This is a genomic window from Flavobacterium hibisci (assembly GCF_020026925.1).
In the GTDB taxonomy this organism is placed as follows: Bacteria; Bacteroidota; Bacteroidia; order Flavobacteriales; family Flavobacteriaceae; genus Flavobacterium; species Flavobacterium hibisci.
Genome location: NZ_JAIQDW010000024.1, coordinates 43712 through 61450 on the forward strand (window position 1 = coordinate 43712; position 17739 = coordinate 61450).

10 protein-coding genes and 2 tRNA genes are annotated in these 17739 nt (G+C 35.5%); 5 read left to right on the top strand and 7 right to left on the bottom strand.

Features of this window, described 5'->3' with window-relative positions:
• Nucleotides 1-87: 87 nt before the first annotated feature.
• Complete coding sequence (gene ytxJ / locus K8B81_RS18580; protein ID WP_223683051.1) at nt 88-477, bottom strand: bacillithiol system redox-active protein YtxJ; 390 nt, start codon at nt 475-477, stop codon at nt 88-90.
• 204 nt (nt 478-681) lie between these two features.
• On the opposite strand from ytxJ, the gene clpB reads away from it, so the two are divergent.
• Entirely contained in the window at nt 682-3285 is a 2604-nt protein-coding gene (clpB, locus tag K8B81_RS18585) for an ATP-dependent chaperone ClpB (protein ID WP_223683052.1), read from the top strand.
• A gap of 367 nt (nt 3286-3652) precedes the next feature.
• Nucleotides 3653-4534: a DUF808 domain-containing protein gene (locus tag K8B81_RS18590; RefSeq protein ID WP_223683053.1), complete on the top strand. Its 882-nt coding sequence runs from the start codon at nt 3653-3655 to the stop codon at nt 4532-4534.
• Between the two features lie 54 nt (nt 4535-4588).
• On the opposite strand, the gene pheT is transcribed toward K8B81_RS18590, so the two are convergent.
• The 6 genes from pheT to K8B81_RS18620 form a co-directional block, all read right to left on the bottom strand.
• Nucleotides 4589-7009: a phenylalanine--tRNA ligase subunit beta gene (gene pheT / locus K8B81_RS18595; RefSeq protein WP_223683054.1), complete on the bottom strand. Its 2421-nt coding sequence runs from the start codon at nt 7007-7009 to the stop codon at nt 4589-4591.
• A 162-nt stretch (nt 7010-7171) separates the two neighbouring features.
• Nucleotides 7172-8035 carry a bestrophin family protein gene (locus tag K8B81_RS18600; RefSeq protein ID WP_223683055.1) on the bottom strand — a complete coding sequence of 288 codons (864 nt, stop codon included), beginning with the start codon at nt 8033-8035 and terminating at the stop codon, nt 7172-7174.
• A gap of 26 nt (nt 8036-8061) precedes the next feature.
• Nucleotides 8062-9372, bottom strand: coding sequence for a TolC family protein (locus K8B81_RS18605; protein WP_223683056.1), 1311 nt, complete (start codon nt 9370-9372; stop codon nt 8062-8064).
• 57 nt (nt 9373-9429) lie between these two features.
• Entirely contained in the window at nt 9430-12528 is a 3099-nt protein-coding gene (locus tag K8B81_RS18610; protein WP_223683057.1) for an efflux RND transporter permease subunit, read from the bottom strand.
• A 98-nt stretch (nt 12529-12626) separates the two neighbouring features.
• On the bottom strand, nt 12627-13685 hold the full coding sequence (locus K8B81_RS18615) for an efflux RND transporter periplasmic adaptor subunit (RefSeq protein ID WP_223683058.1): 1059 nt from the start codon (nt 13683-13685) through the stop codon (nt 12627-12629).
• A 621-nt stretch (nt 13686-14306) separates the two neighbouring features.
• Nucleotides 14307-16103, bottom strand: a complete 1797-nt coding sequence (locus K8B81_RS18620; protein ID WP_223683059.1) for an ABC transporter ATP-binding protein — start codon at nt 16101-16103, stop codon at nt 14307-14309.
• 266 nt (nt 16104-16369) lie between these two features.
• Between K8B81_RS18620 and K8B81_RS18625 the strand changes: the two genes are divergently transcribed.
• From K8B81_RS18625 to K8B81_RS18635, 3 genes are all read left to right on the top strand, one after another.
• Nucleotides 16370-16444 (top strand) — tRNA-Val (locus tag K8B81_RS18625).
• Nucleotides 16445-16526: 82 nt separating this feature from the next.
• Nucleotides 16527-16607, top strand: a tRNA-Tyr gene (locus K8B81_RS18630).
• Nucleotides 16608-16814: 207 nt separating this feature from the next.
• The gene (locus K8B81_RS18635; protein ID WP_223683060.1) at nt 16815-17477 is read left to right on the top strand and encodes a transposase; all 663 of its coding nucleotides are present in this window, start codon (nt 16815-16817) and stop codon (nt 17475-17477) included.
• Nucleotides 17478-17739 lie beyond the last annotated feature (262 nt).

A 17739-nucleotide genomic window follows, 5' to 3' on the forward strand; every position in this document is an offset into this window, starting at 1 on the left:
TATAATGATAAGTCAATGAAATTGGTGGAAATTTCGAAGGCAGAGTTACTTCTCTGCCTTTGAAATGTGTCTTTAAAACGAAGAGACTTAAATCTTGTTTTTTAATGCTGTAGCATCAATATCGCTGTGTGAAACATCGTAAACAGCTTTTCCGTTTTTGATTAAAATCAATTGTGGTGATTCATGATATACGCCAAATTTGCTGGCAATTTCATTAGAAACATCTCTGTGTGCAATCAAATCTAAAAAATAAGCATCAATAACATTTTCAAGATCATATTCTCTCTCAAATTGTTTTAAAGCCATTCTGCTGATGCTGCATCTTGTGCTGTGTTTGAAAATCACGACTGGTTTTTCGTGTGATATTGCTTCTACTTCCTGTAATTGAAGAATATTGGTTAATTCAGTCCAGTTTACATTGCTTTTTGGGGTTTCTGAATTATCTGAACTTCCGAAGATTGATTTTAAAAAACTCATATTTGGCTTAATTTATGACTTTTTGACATGTTTGAATCGGTAAAATCGGATTTAAAAAGTCATTTTGTCTGTTTTTATACTATGGAATATAATTTGTCCATTTTATTACAAAGTTAATTTTTTTGAGCTAAAAATGGAACTGTATAAATCTTAACTTTAATGATATCGAATATTAAAAAAAAATAATCATCAAATCATAAAAATATGAACATTAACAAATTTACAATTAAATCGCAGGAAGCTATTCAACTCTCACAGCAGTTAGCGCAGCGAAATGGACAGCAGCAAATTGAAAACGAGCATATTTTCAAAGCCATTTTTGAGGTTGACGAAAATGTGGCACCCTTTATTCTTAAAAAATTAAATGTAAATGTTCCGTTGTTTTTGCAAATTTTAGACAGCACAATTCAGAGTTTTCCAAAAGTTTCCGGAGGCGAAATTATGCTTTCAAGGGATGCAAATAAAGCTTTGAATGAAGCTGAAATTATTGCGCAAAAAATGAACGACGAATACGTTTCAATCGAACATTTAATTTTAGCCATTTTTGACTCAAAAAGTAAAGTTTCTCAAATTTTAAAAGATCAGGGCGTTACCGGAAAAGGTCTTAAAGCGGCAATTGAAGAATTACGTAAAGGTGAAAGAGTAACTTCGGCTTCAGCAGAAGAAACCTATAATTCATTAAATAAATACGCTAAAAACTTAAATGAATTAGCCCGTACGGGAAAATTAGACCCAGTTATTGGCCGTGATGAAGAAATTCGTCGTGTGTTGCAAATCTTAACTCGCAGAACTAAAAATAATCCAATGCTTATTGGTGAACCCGGAGTTGGTAAAACGGCTATCGCAGAAGGTTTAGCGCATAGAATTGTTGACGGAGACGTGCCGGAAAATCTAAAAGAAAAAATCGTTTTTTCATTAGATATGGGAGCTTTGATTGCCGGAGCAAAATACAAAGGAGAATTTGAGGAACGTTTAAAATCGGTTGTTAAAGAAGTTACGGCCGCAGAAGGTGATATCGTTTTGTTTATTGATGAAATTCACACACTTGTAGGAGCGGGTGGAGGTGAAGGTGCAATGGACGCTGCCAATATCCTGAAACCAGCTTTGGCTCGTGGTGAATTGAGAGCGATTGGCGCTACTACTTTAGATGAATATCAAAAATATTTTGAGAAAGATAAAGCGCTTGAAAGACGTTTCCAAAAGGTTTTAATCGATGAACCAGATACAGAAAGTGCTATTTCGATTCTTCGTGGAATCAAAGAGAAATATGAAACGCATCATAAAGTCCAGATTAAAGACGAAGCGATTATTGCTGCGGTTGAGCTTTCACAAAGATATATTACGAATCGTTTTTTACCAGATAAAGCAATTGACTTAATGGACGAAGCTGCTTCTAAACTACGCATGGAAATCAATTCAAAACCAGAAGAGTTAGATGTTTTGGATCGTAAAATAATGCAGCTTGAAATTGAGATCGAAGCGATTAAACGTGAAAAAGAAGAAAGCAAACTTAAGATTTTAGGTATGGAATTGGCCAACCTGAAAGAAGAACGAAATGAAATCTATGCAAAATGGAAGCAAGAAAAAGATATCGTTGACGGAATTCAGGCTGTAAAACATGAAATCGAAGACTTTAAATACGAAGCAGAACGTGCAGAACGTGACGGAGATTACGGAAAAGTAGCGGAGATTCGTTACGGAAAAATAAAAGAAGCACAGGAGCGTCAGGAAAATTTGCAGAAACAATTGCAGGAATTTCAATCAGGAAATTCTTTAATCAAAGAAGAAGTAACCAGAGAAGATATTGCAGAAGTTGTAGCAAAATGGACTGGAATTCCGGTAATGAAAATGCTTCAGACAGAGAGAGAAAAACTATTGCGCTTAGAAGATGAATTGCACAAACGTGTAGTAGGTCAGGAAGAAGCTATAGAGGCAGTGAGTGATGCCGTTCGAAGAAGCCGTGCCGGTTTACAGGATATGAAAAAACCAGTTGGGACATTCTTATTCTTAGGAACAACGGGAGTTGGTAAAACAGAATTAGCCAAAGCTTTAGCAGAATATCTTTTTGATGACGAAAATGCGATGACTCGTATTGATATGAGTGAGTATCAGGAACGCCACAGTGTGAGCCGTTTAGTAGGTGCGCCTCCAGGATATGTAGGTTACGATGAAGGTGGGCAATTGACAGAAGCGGTTCGCAGAAAACCTTATTCTGTAGTTTTGCTTGATGAGATTGAAAAAGCACATCCTGATACTTTTAATATTTTACTGCAAGTTCTAGATGAAGGACGTTTAACAGACAATAAAGGACGTTTAGCCGATTTCAAAAACACTATTATCATCATGACCTCTAATATGGGAAGCCAGATTATTCAGGAAAAATTCGAAAACCTAAAAGGCGGAGTGGAAGCAGCCACAGAGGCGGCGAAAAATGAAGTTTTAGGATTATTGAAACAAACAGTTCGTCCAGAGTTTATAAACCGTATTGACGAAATAGTCATGTTTACACCACTTACAGTAGATAATATATCAAGAATTGTAAGTTTACAATTGAAAGGGGTTACCAAAATGCTGGCACAACAAGGTATTACAATGGATGCAACTCCGGAAGCAATTGCTTATTTGTCAGACAAAGGATATGATCCTCAATTTGGAGCAAGACCTGTAAAACGTGTAGTGCAGAGAGAAGTTTTAAACCAGTTATCGAAAGAAATTTTGGCTGGAAATATTACAACGGAAAGTATTATTTTGATCGATGCGTTTGATGGTAAGCTGGTTTTTAGAAATCAGTCACAACCTGTAGTGTAATTAGATATAAATGTAAAATTAAATAGATAATATTATAGACACCAGTAGAAATGCTGGTGTTTTTTTTGTTTTAATCCGTGAATAATGAAAGATTTTTAAAAAGTATTATAAAATAATAGACACTATTAATTGTCAAATTTACATTAACATTAAAAAATAGATTATTATGAACAATATATTTAGAGGATTGCTCGCCGGATACGGGGCAAAAAAATTAGGAGGAGGGTGTTTCGGTACCATAATCGTTTTTATAATTCTTTGGTTTTTGTTGGGTCAGTGCAGTTAAAATTAAATCCCGAATTCTTTAAAATGATTTAGGATAAAAGTAGTAGATTCGCGCCACTAACATTAAAAAAAGCAAAATATAATGGCATCAGGTTTTTTCGTACTATTAGACGATATAGCAGCAATTATGGACGACGTTGCTGTAATGAGTAAGGTTGCAGCAAAGAAAACAGCAGGAATTTTAGGCGATGATTTAGCGGTAAATGCCGAGAAAGCTTCAGGGTTTGCTTCATCCAGAGAGCTTCCGGTACTTTGGGCAATTAGCAAAGGATCTTTACTTAATAAAATAGTTATTCTTCCAATAGCGTTTTTATTGAGTGCTTTTATGCCGGATGCTATCATTGTAATTTTAGTTCTGGGTGGATTATTCCTGGCTTACGAAGGAGCCGAAAAAATATATGAATTTGTGTTTCCTCATCCGGATGAAAAGTCAGAAGGAATAACTGAAAAGACTTATACTGAAGAACAAATTCTTGAGATGGAAAAAGGAAAAGTAAAATCAGCCATTATTACTGATTTTATATTGTCTGTAGAAATTGTAATTATCGCTTTGGGAACCGTTATTGGAAAGCCAATTATTCAGCAAATCATTGTAACGTCAATAATTGCCTTAGTTGCTACTATTGGAGTTTATGGAATTGTAGCTCTTATTGTCAGGATGGATGAAGCAGGATACAAGCTTATTAAGTTTAGTAAAAACGAAAAAAGTATTTCAAAATTTATTGGTAATATACTTGTAAAAGCACTTCCGTTAGTTATCAAAGGTTTAACAGTTATTGGTACAATTGCGTTATTGTTAGTTGCTGGAGGAATCTTTGTACATTATATTCCATATTTTCATCATTTAGCGGAAGGTATTGAGCTTCCTTCTATAGTAAAAGAATTTGTAACCGGTTTTGTTTTAGGCTGTGTTGTTTTGGTAATCGTAAATTTGTTTAAAAAGATTTTCAAAATGAAACATTAACAGCAAGTCATAAAAAAAACACCAGCATTATGAACTGCTGGTGTTTTTTATAACTTATCTTAAACTTGCTCCTAGCTCAGTTTCAAAAGTCTGCTGTAATTTAGACATAATTTTATCAATCTGGCTATCGGTTAGTGTTTTTGTGTTGTCCTGAATTGTGAAACTCAGAGCATATGACTTTTTACCTTCAGGAAGGTTTTTGCCTTCATAAACATCGAATAAATTCACATCTTTTAAAAGTGTCTTTTCCGTTTGTTTAGCCAGTGTATAAATACTTTCATAAGTTGTGCTTTGGTCAATTAGTAATGCTAAATCCCTGCGTACTTCCGGATATTTAGGAATATCTGAATATTTAATTTTTCCTGTGATTATTTTCAGTACCAAATCCCAGTTAAAATCGGCATAATAAACATCCTGTTTGATTCCAAAATATTTTAAAATTGATTTTTTAACTACTCCAATCTCTACTAAGACTTCATTATTATAAACTTTTGAAGTTCCCTCTGAAAACACATCTGATTTTGATGGAACATTTGAAATTTTATCTATTCCTAAACGATTTAAAATACCGGTAACATATCCTTTTAGTAAAAAGAAATCAGTAGTTTTTTGTGGATTTGTCCAACTCTCCTTATTTCGGTTACCCGAAATTAACAAACTTAAATGCTTGTGTTCTTCGTATCCATTAAGGTATTTATGGTACGTTTTTCCGAATTCGAATAATTTCAAATCAGAATTTCTTCTGTTGATATTATATGAAATCGCTTCCAGGCCTGAAAATAATAGCGACTGACGCATCGTTGATAAATCACTGCTCAACGGATTCAGCATCGTAACATTATATTCTTCTTTCAGGTCAGCAGATAATTTTGCGTAATCAGCCGTAGTTAATGAATTTGCCATCATTTCATGAAACCCCTGAGAGTTCAATTGTGATGAAATTATATTTTGAACTTTGTAGTCTTCTGTTCTTGGAGAGTTGGCTACTGTAGCATTAAATTTCTTAGAAAAATCAATATTATTGTATCCGTAAACCCTTAAAATTTCTTCGATCACATCTATTTCGCGCTGAACATCTACGCGATATGCCGGAATAGTTAATCCCAAACCAGATTCAGAAACACTATTCACTTTAATATCTAAGGAAACTAATATTTTCTTGATGGTGTCTTTAGGTATTTCCTGACCGATGATTTTATAAACATGGGTAAAATTTAGTAAAACAGAAAAATCTTCTACCTTTTTAGGATATACTTCAATTATATCAGATGTAACTTTTCCGCCTGCCACTTCCTGGATTAAAAGTGCGGCACGTTTTAATGCATATTCTGTGATAGTTGGATCAATTCCTCTTTCAAATCTAAAAGAAGCATCGGTATTTAACTGATGCCTTTTGGCAGTTTTACGAACACTTACGGCATCAAAATAAGCACTTTCTAAAAATATAGAAGTAGTTACTTCAGAAACACCTGATTTTTTTCCGCCAAAAACACCTGCAATGCAAAGAGGTCCTTTTTCATCACAAATCATAAGGTCTTCCTTATGTAAGGTTCTTTCAACATCATCTAAAGTGACAAATTTAGTGCCTTCAGGAAGTGTTTTTACAATTATTTTTCCGTTGATTTTTGCAGCATCAAACGCATGCAGTGGCTGTCCTAATTCGTGTAAGACATAATTGGTAACGTCTACAATATTATTTTTTGGAGTTAATCCGATAGCTTTTAAACGGTCTTTAAGCCATGCCGGCGATTCTTCTACAGTAATGCCTGAAATGGTAACGCCACAATATCTTGGTGCAAGGGTAGGCTCTTCTACGCTTACATCAATTTTTAAAGTACGCATGTCAACCCTGAAATTGCTAACAGAAGGCGTAATCAATTCTACATTTATTCCGCGCTGCAGCATTCCGGCTCTTAAATCACGTGCCGTTCCAAAATGACTCATGGCATCTGCACGATTTGGAGTTAACCCGATTTCGAAAACTTCATCATTTGCGATTTTGAAAACTTCTGAAGCAGGAGTTCCCGGAATTAGTTTTTCATCCAGAACCATAATGCCATCATGACCTGTTCCGAGACCTAATTCATCTTCAGCACAAATCATTCCGTGGCTTTCCTGTCCGCGAATTTTACCTTTTTTAATGGTAAATTCTCCTCCTTCTTTATCATATAAAACGGTTCCAATAGTAGCTACAGGGACTTTTTGACCTGCTGCAACATTTGAAGCACCACAAACTACCTGAATAGGATTTTCTAAACCAATATCTAAACTAGTAACCTTTAAGCGGTCAGCATCAGGATGTTTTTCGCAGGTAAGTACATGTCCTACAACAACTCCTTCTAAGCCTCCTTTTACGGATTGGTATTTTTCGACTACTTCAACTTCCAGGCCTAAATCTGTAAGTAATTCTGAAGTTTGCTCTGATGTCCAGTCTGTTTTAATAAATTGTTTTAACCAGTTGTAAGATATTTTCATGTTGATTTCAGTATTCTTGATAAGGGTACAAATATAAGGATTGATTGCTGGAGTTGGAAACTATTTTTTTGTTTTTTATAGCATATAATTCTTCCGAAAGAATATAGTTTTCGGTTTAAATGAAATGGATTAATAGAAATTAAAATCAAATAAATATAATTTCTAAATCAATTCCTCAACATGCTTTTTGATGTTTTCCGATATTTTTTTAATAGGCAAATCGTTTTCATCATCTCCAAATGGATCTTCAATTTCTTCGGCAATTAATTCTAAACTTGCCAGCACATAAAATACAAAAACAACGACTGGCGCTACAAAGTAACCCAGGCTCACAGAATATCCAAAAGGAAGCGTCATCGTATAAAAGAAAATGAATTTTTTGATAAATGCACTGTAAGAATACGGAATAGGAGTGTTTTTTATTCGTTCACAGGCACCACAGATATCAGTAAAAGATCTTAATTCTTCGTTTAAAATAATGAGCTGGTCTCCGGTGATTTTTTTTGCATCATACAAATCATTAATTTTTTGATATATGATTTTTTTTAACTGATTGGGTTTGTGTTTATGGTGATCGATTTCTAAATCAACATCTTCAAAAAGCTGTTTGCTTGTGTCATCATCTTTTAAATGGATTTGAAGAATATGGGCATACATTGGAATAAATTTCCTGAAAAAACTTCTGTCAGTTTCATCTTTTAAGATGGCAGACAGCTTGATGGCGAGATTACGGCTGTTATTGACAAGGCTGCCCCATAATTTTCTTCCTTCCCACCAACGGTCATAAGCGGTATTTGTCCTGAAAACGAGCAGCAACGAGATGACAAAACCCAGCATGCCGTGCATGATATTTATATTATGTATGTAATCGTTTTTCCCGATTTTAAAATAATAAACTTCCAGATACCCGACACCTGCACTATAAATTCCAATGACAATCATGACAGAAAACAATTTTCTTATAGTGTCAGATTTGTGAAAACGAAATATAAAAGTTACCCAGTCCTTTGTATTGTATGAAATCATTTAAATGTTTTTCGGACAAAATTAAACTAAAAACTAATATTTCCGGCTAACTCTTTCAATGCAATTTCAGATAATTTTGCCTGATATTGAGCGTTGCTGTTACGAACTTTTGCATTCACATAATTCAATTGAGCCGTTCTGAATTCTAATGTTGTAATTGTTCCAATCCTGAATTTATCGAGCGTAATTGAAAGATTTTGTTTTGCAATTTCTTCATTATCATCTTCCAGTCCAATAAGTTCGATGTTGGTTAAATAGGTCTGAAAAGCAGTACTTAATTGTGTATTCAGGATCATATTTTGCTGTTCGATAGCAATTTGAGAATTTTCGATTTGCAATTTCGCCACTTTTTCATTTCTATGCTGATTAAAACCATCGAAAATGTTGAGCGTAGCATTAAAACCATAATTTAATCCTCTGGAAGAAGCTTCACTTGTAAAACCCAGACTGGATTGACTTTCTGCAAAATTATATCCGGTGGTTAAGTTAATCACAGGATATCGGTCTGCTTTTACCTGTTTCAATTCCAATTCTGCAATTCGTTTATTGATTATTTGAGCTTCTAATGCAGGATTTTGTTTTTGTGCCAAATCCAACAAATCAGCAAAAATTAATTTATCATCAACGGTAAGCTGGTCTGTGACTTTGAAATCAATTTTTGGATCACGGGCTAAATATTGATTAAGTAAAATTTTTGAATTGGTATACGATTCTTTTTGTCGCAACAAAGCTACCTGGTCTGAATTCAAATCAACCTGTGCATTCAAAACTTCCAATTTTGATGCTTTTCCAATTGTAAAACGGTTTTTTGCCAGTTCTAATCGTTGGTTTGAAATAACAATAGTGGTGTCTAAAGCGGCTAGTTGCTGCTGTTGCTGTACCAGGTCATAATAGGCTGAATTAACCTGAGCAATTTTTAGTAAAATCGTTCTTTTTAATTCTGCATCTCCCAATTTTTGAAGTTCCTTTAATTGATCCAGCCTGGCGAACATTTTCATTCCGTCGAAAACCGTCCAGCCAAGGCTTACCCCGTAATTTAAGCTGTTGTTTTTGGCATTGTCCAAAGCTGTTGTTGTTCCGTCCTGACGTGTTTGAGAGGAGTTGGTGATACTGTTGTTGTCTGTAATCGAAGCGGTAGCGGTTGGAAGCATTCCTGCATTTCCAACTGTTACATTCGTTTCAGATATTTTTGAATTGTTTTTGGCAATTTTAATTTCAAAATTATTTTCTAAAGCTATTTTCATGGCCTCTTCAATAGTCAGGACTTCCTGCGCATTGGTTTTGCCAATACATAATACGAGGATTATTAAAATGCGATATAAATTTCTATTATTCATGTTTATTTTCTTTTACTGAAATCATGAATCCTAAATTTAAAATTCATGATTTTAGCGCTATTTTATACTTTCTTTTTCGTATTCGTCAATATGATCAAATTCCGGATAATGTTTTCGGGCTTTAGACCACATCAGATAAATTGCCGGAATAACAAAAAGGGTTAATGCCAAAGAGAAAATCGTTCCTCCGACAATTACAACTCCCATACCGATTCGGCTGGTAGAAGCTGCTCCGAGTGACATTGCGATTGGCAAAGCTCCTAAGGCAATAGCAAGACTCGTCATTAAAATAGGTCTTAAACGTGCTTCTGAAGCTTCAAGAATCGCTTCTAATTTTGGTTTTCCCTGTTCACGTAATTGGTTGGCAAATTCTACTATCAAAATACCGTTTTTAGTTACAAGTCCAATAAGCATTACGGTTCCAATCTGGCTGAAAATGTTCCAGGTCTGATTGAAAAGCCATAAAGAGAATAAAGCACCTGCGACCGCCATTGGTACGGTCAGGATGATAATTAACGGATCTATAAAACTTTCAAACTGAGCAGCAAGAATAAGGAAAATCAACAATAATGCTAATCCGAATGCGAATGAAGTATTGGAACTACTTTCGACAAAATCGCGTGATTCCCCACTTAAATCAGTGGTGAAACTCTGGTCTAAAACTTTTGCTTTAATCCGGTCCATTTCCTCAATACCATCACTGATGCTTTTTCCTGGTGCCAGACCAGCAGAAACCGTTGCCGACATGTAGCGGTTATTGTGGTACAATTGAGGCGGATTACTCTGCTCTTCAATTTTTACAACGTTATCCATCTGAATCAATTCACCGTTTTTGTTTTTTACGAAAATTGAAGTTAAATCAAGTGGTTTAGAACGGTCTTCCTGATTAAACTGGCCAATTACCTGATACTGTTTTCCGTTCTTGATGAAATATCCAAAACGTTGTCCGCTCAGCGAAAGCTGTAGGGTCTGTGCAATATCCATTATAGAAATCCCTAAACTTTCTGCTTTTTCACGATCGATACTTACGTTGATTTCAGGTTTGTTGAATTTCAAGTTGACATCACTAATAGAGAACACGTCGCTTTTGCCCACTTCTTCCATGAAAACAGGGATTTTCTCTCTTAATTTCTCAAAAGTTGGAGCCTGAATAATGTATTGAATCGGTAAACCGCCACGTCTGTTCACAGCAATAGTAGGCTGTTGAATTACGGATGTTTTAGCATCCGGATATTGCTTGGTCCATTTTGTTAATTTATCCGCAATATCTTTTTGAGAACGAACTCTTTCGTCGGGCTGCTTTAGCGAAAGCCTGATAAAACCACTGTTTACTGATGAAGAACCAAATCCTGGTGAAGTAATCACCAGACTCACTTTTTTCTCCGGAATAGAATCGTCTACCAATTTTGAAATCTCCTGCATAAAACGATCGGTATATTCATAAGACGACCCTTCAGGAGTTGTCATTCTCATTGTCACAGAACTGCGGTCATCTAAGGGCGCTGTTTCTTTTGGGAGTATGGTAAAAAAGAGATAAATAATTCCAAAACAGGCAATCAGAATCGGGAAACTGATCCATTTTCGATCCATAAATTTAGAAAGACTTTCTGCATAAGTGCTGTTCATCTTTTCGAAAAAAGGCTCCGTCTTCATGTAGAATTTGGATTTTTTCTGTTCGCCGCCTTTCATCAGATAAGCATTTAACATTGGTGTTAAGGTCAATGATACAAAGGCAGAAATCAATACAGCCGAACCAATGACAACACCAAATTCCCTAAAAAGCCTTCCTACGAAACCTTCGAGGAAAATTACCGGTAAAAATACAGCTGCAAGGGTTACTGATATCGAAATTACAGCGTAAAAAATTTCGTTAGAACCTTTTATAGCTGCTTCGATAGGAGACATTCCTTCTTCGACTTTTTTGAAGATATTTTCTGTAACCACGATTCCGTCATCTACCACAAGTCCTGTAGCCAAAACAATAGCCAAAAGGGTCAATACGTTTATGGAAAACCCAAGCATCCACATAATGAAAAATGTGGCAATTAAAGAAACAGGAATATCAATCAAAGGTCTGAACGCAATTGCCCAGTCCCTGAAAAACAAATAAATAATGATGATTACTAACAGAATAGAAATACCTAAAGTCTCAGCAACTTCCAGTACTGATTTCTTTACAAACAACGTATTATCCAGCGCAATATTAAGTTTGATATCCTTTGGTAAATCTTTTTTTAGCGCTTCGTATTTTTTATAAAATTCGGATGAGATATCCAGGTAATTAGCTCCCGGCATCGGAACAATTGCCAGACCAATCATTGGAAGTCCGGAAGAAGTTAATGAGGTTTCGATATTTTCTGGTCCTAATTCGGCACCTCCTACATCGCTAAGACGAATGATTTTATCACCATCTGTACGAATGATAATGTTGTTGAATTCCTCTGGTTTAGAAAGATTTCCAATTGTTTTTACAGTTAACTCGGTGTTGTTTCCGGTCAGTTTTCCTGAAGGCAATTCAACATTTTGTGCATTTAAGGCATTACGAACATCAGCTACGGTGCATTTGTAAGCCGTTAATTTTACAGGGTCAATCCATAAACGCATGGCGTAACGTTTTTGACCCCAAATCTGAACACCACTCACACCCGGAATCGTTTCTAAACGCTGCGAAATTACATTCTCGGCATAATCACTTAATTCTAATGAGCTTCTGGTATCACTCTGAACCGTCATCGAAATAATAGATTCACTATCGGCATCTGCTTTAGAAACAACCGGCGGTGCATCAATATCCTGAGGCAAATTCCGAACAGCTTGAGAAACCTTGTCACGAACATCATTTGCTGCTTCTTCAAGATTTTTATCTAAGTTGAATTCGATAGTAATATTACTGCTTCCCTGATTACTGGATGACGTAATATTTCGGATTCCGTCAATCGCATTTACAGCTTTTTCAAGAGGTTCTGTAATTTGTGATTCAATAATATCAGAATTGGCTCCTGTATAATTGGTTCTGATAGAAACCTGCGCCGGATCAATCGAAGGAAATTCACGGACACCCAAAAAAGTATAACCAATAAAACCGAATAAAATAATCAAAAGATTCAGTACAATAGTTAAAACAGGTCTCTTTATACTTGTAGTGGATAAACTCATTTTGTTGAATTATAAATTGTTAGTTATGAATTATGAGTTATTCCTGAAATAATAATTCGAATTTCAGCACTTATAACTCCGGACTCGTAACTTAAAAACTATTTTACTTTAACCTTTATAGGTGCTTCATCTTTTAAAGACATTACGCCACTTGTTATTAAAGTGTCGCCTGCTTTTAATCCGGATAAAATTAAAACAGAAGCGTCTGTTCTGGTGGCTGCTTCTACCTTAACTTCTTTGGCTTTGCCCATATTGGCGATGTACACTTTTTTGCCATCCTGTATCGGAACAATAGCTTCCGAAGGTATTACGATTGCATCTTTAATGATGTTCAAAGGCAATTTTACATCTGCAAATGTTCCCGGGAAAAGTTTGCCGTCGGTATTTTCAGCAATCGCACGGATTTTCAAAGTACGTGTTGCGACTTCTACTTCCGGTTCAATTGCGTATATTTTTGCTTTATAGGTTTTGTCAGATCCAGAAACTGAAAAGTCAATAACTGATCCCGAAGTTACCTGAGCAGCATATTTCTCAGGAATGGAGAATGTAATTTTTAATTTGCCTGTGTTTACCAGTTTGGCTACTAAAACAGTTGGTGTGATATAAGTTCCCGGTGAAATAGAGCGCAAACCGATTTTTCCTGAAAAAGGGGCTTTTACAGAGGTTTTCGCAATCTGTGCACTTATTAATTGCGTCTGTGCTTTAGCGGAAGCGTAATCTGCATTGGCAACATCAAATTCTTCCTGGCTTATGGCTTCTTTTTGCAATAATAGTTTAGCCCTTCTTTGATTTTCGCCTGCCAGGCCTTCTTTTGTCTGAGCCTGTCTCAGCTGAGCTCTCAATTCAATATCATTTACCTTAAAAAGTACCTGGCCTTTCTTTACATTACTTCCTTCGCTAAAGTAAATCCCTTCAACAATTCCGGAAATTTCACTGTGAATCTCCACCTGTTCATTAGCTTCAATAGATCCTGATAACGATAAATTATTATCAAAAACCGAAGTTTTGACCACAATTCCGGTTACACTTGTAGGTCTGTCCTTATCTCCAAATTTCTTAGATTCTTCGTTTTTCTTTTTGTTGGATATCACACGATACGTGATAAAACCTCCGAGTACTATAATGATAAGGGCGTAAATTAGGTGTTTTAGTTTCATGAAAATTGAGGTAAATGAGTTTTATGTCTGAATTGGTGTTACAAATTTAGTTTTTTGGTGTGAATACAAAAGGGCTTAATGGTTATTTAACAATTGTATGTACAAGTGTTTTTAAAGCTATTTTATTTCGGTTTTTCTAATGCTAATAAACTTAGACATTGGTATTGAAAAAAGGTTTAATTTGAATGTTGTTTTCTAATAATAATTTTCCGGAGCTAATCCTGCTCTCCACTATATCTGTTGTTGCGAACCCCGCAACAACAGGATGCCGTTACGATCAGGGCTAGGGACTTTGAGGTTAAAAGATGAATTTGTTATTCTGACAGGTTTTAAAAATCTGTTAAGTAAATTATTAAAAACGTCAGTTCGAGTGTTTTTTGTGAAGAGAAACGAAACAAAAAATGTATCGAGAACTGTTTTTAATAATAATTTTTCTGTTCTCGATACAATCCCGATGAAAAATCGTGATCACTCGAACTGACGAAAAATTATCATCAAAAACTAATTGGCACCAACGAGTTATAATTTTATTTAGGCTAAATTGGCAGACAAAATTTTAAAAAAAAAATGCAATAAAACGTTTTGTCTTATTGCATTTTTAATATTGATTTTCAAAACTTGTTAAGAATTGCTAAACTGCAGATTGCTCAGGTTTTTATAAATACCGTTTTCAAGGTTGATAAGCTCCTGATGTGTTCCTTCTTCGGTGATTCTTCCATTATCCAAAACTAAAATTTTATCAGCGTTTCTAATGGTTGAAAGACGGTGTGCAATGATAATGCTGGTTCTTCCTTCCATTAAAACTTCTAGTGCTTCCTGAACCAGTTTTTCGCTTTCACTGTCTAAAGATGAAGTTGCTTCGTCCAGAATTAAAATACTCGGATTTTTTAATAAGGCCCTTGCAATTGCGATACGCTGACGCTGACCGCCGGATAATTTTACACCGCGTTCTCCAACCAGCGTTTCGAATTTTTCAGGAAAGCTTTCTATAAAATTCAGTGCATTGGCTTGTTTTGCAGCCAGCATTATTTCTTCATCTGAAGCATCCGGTTTTCCGTAAGCAATATTTTCCCGGATCGTTCCACCAAATAAAATCACATCCTGAGGAACGATACTCATGTTCCCGCGAAGATTTTCAAGATCGTAGTCGTAAATGCTTTTTCCATCAACCAGAATTTCCCCTGAAGTGATATCGTAAAAGCGCAATAATAACGAAGAAATAGTCGATTTTCCGGCACCACTCGGACCAACAAGTGCAATCTTCTGACCGAAATCAGCCTTGAAGTTTACGTCTTTCAATACCTCAACTTCTTTTCTGGACGGATAACTAAAAGCCACATTTTTAAAAGCTACATTTCCTTTTATTTTTTCTATAACTAAAGCTGAAGCTTTCGGATTTGCATTGATTGGTTCCGGAGTTTCTTCAAGTAATTCGAAAACACGTTCTGTAGCGCCAACTGCTTTTTGAATCTGGGCATACATTTCGGCTATTCCTCCAAAAGAAGCACCAATAAAGGTAGTATAAAGTACAAATGAAATCAGATCGCCCACACCTTCAACTTCGCCTTTTATCGTTAAGGTAATGCCGTACCAGACAACGGCAACTACACATCCAAAAAGGCATAAAATAATGAAAGAAGCAAAATAACCTCTGTACTGACCGCCTTTGATGGCTATTTTTACAATTTCTTTGATTTTGGTTTTATAACGCTGGATTTCGTACCATTCGTTGGCAAACGCTTTCACGTTGCTGATTCCCTGCAGCGTTTCTTCAACAATTACCTGGCTTTCGGCTACTTTGTCCTGCGTTTTTTTTCCGTATTTACGAATAAATCTTCCAAATATAACAGCAGCAACGGCTACAATCGGAACGATAGCCAGCATCATCAAAGTCAATTTCGGACTTATATTACCTAAAATTATAAATCCGCCAATAATTAAAATAAACTGACGCAAAAATTCTGCGATTGTGGTGCTAAAAGTATCCTGTAACTGTGAAATATCTGCGCTGATCCGGCTGTTCAGTTCCCCGACACGTTTCTGGGAATAAAACGACATAGGAAGCTTAATTAAATTCTCATACAAGGCAAAACGAATGTTCGACAATGAATTCTCCGTAAAATTGACAAAAAGAGAAATTCTGAAAAAAGAGAAAACTGCCTGGAGCATTAAGATTACCAAAAGTGCAACTGCAATTTCGTTGGCCCGGCTAAGGTTTTTATTCGTAACGCAGTCCACCAGCATTCCCATTAACTTAGGAAAGGCGAGGGCAGTGGCACTGGTTAGGAGTAAAAAAATTAAACCGAGGAAAAATTTCCATTTGTGGTTTTTAGCATATTTAAAAATTCGTATTGCTTTTTGAAGGGAGTTTGCATCTAATTTAGCTTTCGGTAAATCATTTTCCTGATATCTTGCCATTTGAATATACAATTAAGGTATGCAAATGTATGACTATAGCAAGTGAATACAAAAGGAATAATTAAAATTAGCTTTATGGCTTTTGTTTTTTAACTAAATGCCATAAGAACACTTCAGATTTTTTTATTTTTAAGAAGCTGAAAAATAGCTTTCTAAAAGTAAAAGTGAATTTTCTTTTATATTTTTTGCCCAAAAGGCTTGCAATTACAAATTCTAGGTGTATATTTGCACTCGCAATCACGAAATGATAGCAGCCTGGTAAAATAGGGCGATTAGCTCAGCTGGTTCAGAGCACCTCGTTTACACCGAGGGGGTCGGGGGTTCGAACCCCTCATCGCCCACAAAGAAACTCCTTAAGAAATTGAGGAGTTTTTTTTTACGATTTTCAGAGTGTTGAAAGATTGTAGATTTACAATCAAATTTGGGGAGATACTCAAGCGGCCAACGAGGGCAGACTGTAAATCTGCTGTGTGAACTTCGCAGGTTCGAATCCTGCTCTCCCCACAAAGAAGTACTAAAAACTCCAAAGTCTTGCGATTTTGGAGTTTTTTTATTCCCTAAACTTATGGGGTTTATTAATTTATTCAGATTATCTACTCTTTTTGCTTAATCCTCCACTTTCAACTGATTCACTAAGATAGTTTTATTATTTGTAAGATAAATAGTGGCATATTGGCGTAATTTATTATTTTCGGATACTATTATTTTGAAATGGATAAATACAAGAATAAATATAAAATAGGCTCACACCGGTTACGTAATTGGGATTATTCTTCAAATGCCTTATATTTTCTCACCATTGTTACCCAAAACAGGGAATGTATTTTGGGGGATATTATCGCCGGGGAAATACAATTATCCGAAATGGGCAAAATTGTAGAAAATGAATTTTTGAAATCATTTGAAATTCGCAATGAATTGTTTTTGCACGAATATATCATCATGCCCAACCATTTGCATATGATTGTGGAAATATGCCATCCCGGTAATAAATCAAACGATTTGATTGATAAGGACGTACAACCGCACGGCCGTGCGGTTCAACCCGGCCATACGATTCAACCCAACCATACGATTCAACCCAGCCGTGCGGATATACCAATGGAATCAATAAAACAGAATCGCCCCGTGCGATTGCCCAAATCGATTTCATCATTTATTGGCGGATTCAAATCGGGGGTAAATACCAAAATTGATGATTATATTGATGAACATCATTTACCAATTCCGAAATACAATAAACAAAATCATTTTTTTCAACCCAATTACCACGACCACATTGTCAGAAATGATTTTGAATATCAAAGAATAGCGAATTATATTATACAAAATCCGATTGTGTGGGAGAATGACAAATTAAACCATAAGAAATAAGTAAGTATTCTTTTTTATGTTTGAAAATGGGGTGTTGATTTTCATGCATTATTCATGCACTATCCATGCTTTATCTATGCTTTATCTATGGCTTAGCTATATAGCGGTTTTGTGAAGACATTTGTTTGTGATTTTAGACACTGTCCTAAAAAGTGTGTAAGTTTAAAAATAACGGGGTTTGACTTTTTAATTAAAGTTGGACCCTTTTTTCAAATATAGTTAAGAACTGATTGAGTATTAATCCCCAATTATGGATTGGCAT

Coding starts and splice junctions, on each gene's coding strand:
- K8B81_RS18600 (WP_223683055.1), bottom strand. CDS start 8,035: ATGATTTCATACAATACAAAGGACTGGGTAACTTTTATATTTCGTTTT.
- pheT (WP_223683054.1), bottom strand. CDS start 7,009: ATGAAAATATCTTACAACTGGTTAAAACAATTTATTAAAACAGACTGG.
- K8B81_RS18610 (WP_223683057.1), bottom strand. CDS start 12,528: ATGAGTTTATCCACTACAAGTATAAAGAGACCTGTTTTAACTATTGTA.
- K8B81_RS18590 (WP_223683053.1), top strand. CDS start 3,653: ATGGCATCAGGTTTTTTCGTACTATTAGACGATATAGCAGCAATTATG.
- K8B81_RS18620 (WP_223683059.1), bottom strand. CDS start 16,103: ATGGCAAGATATCAGGAAAATGATTTACCGAAAGCTAAATTAGATGCA.
- K8B81_RS18605 (WP_223683056.1), bottom strand. CDS start 9,372: ATGAATAATAGAAATTTATATCGCATTTTAATAATCCTCGTATTATGT.
- K8B81_RS18615 (WP_223683058.1), bottom strand. CDS start 13,685: ATGAAACTAAAACACCTAATTTACGCCCTTATCATTATAGTACTCGGA.
- clpB (WP_223683052.1), top strand. CDS start 682: ATGAACATTAACAAATTTACAATTAAATCGCAGGAAGCTATTCAACTC.
- ytxJ (WP_223683051.1), bottom strand. CDS start 477: ATGAGTTTTTTAAAATCAATCTTCGGAAGTTCAGATAATTCAGAAACC.
- K8B81_RS18635 (WP_223683060.1), top strand. CDS start 16,815: ATGGATAAATACAAGAATAAATATAAAATAGGCTCACACCGGTTACGT.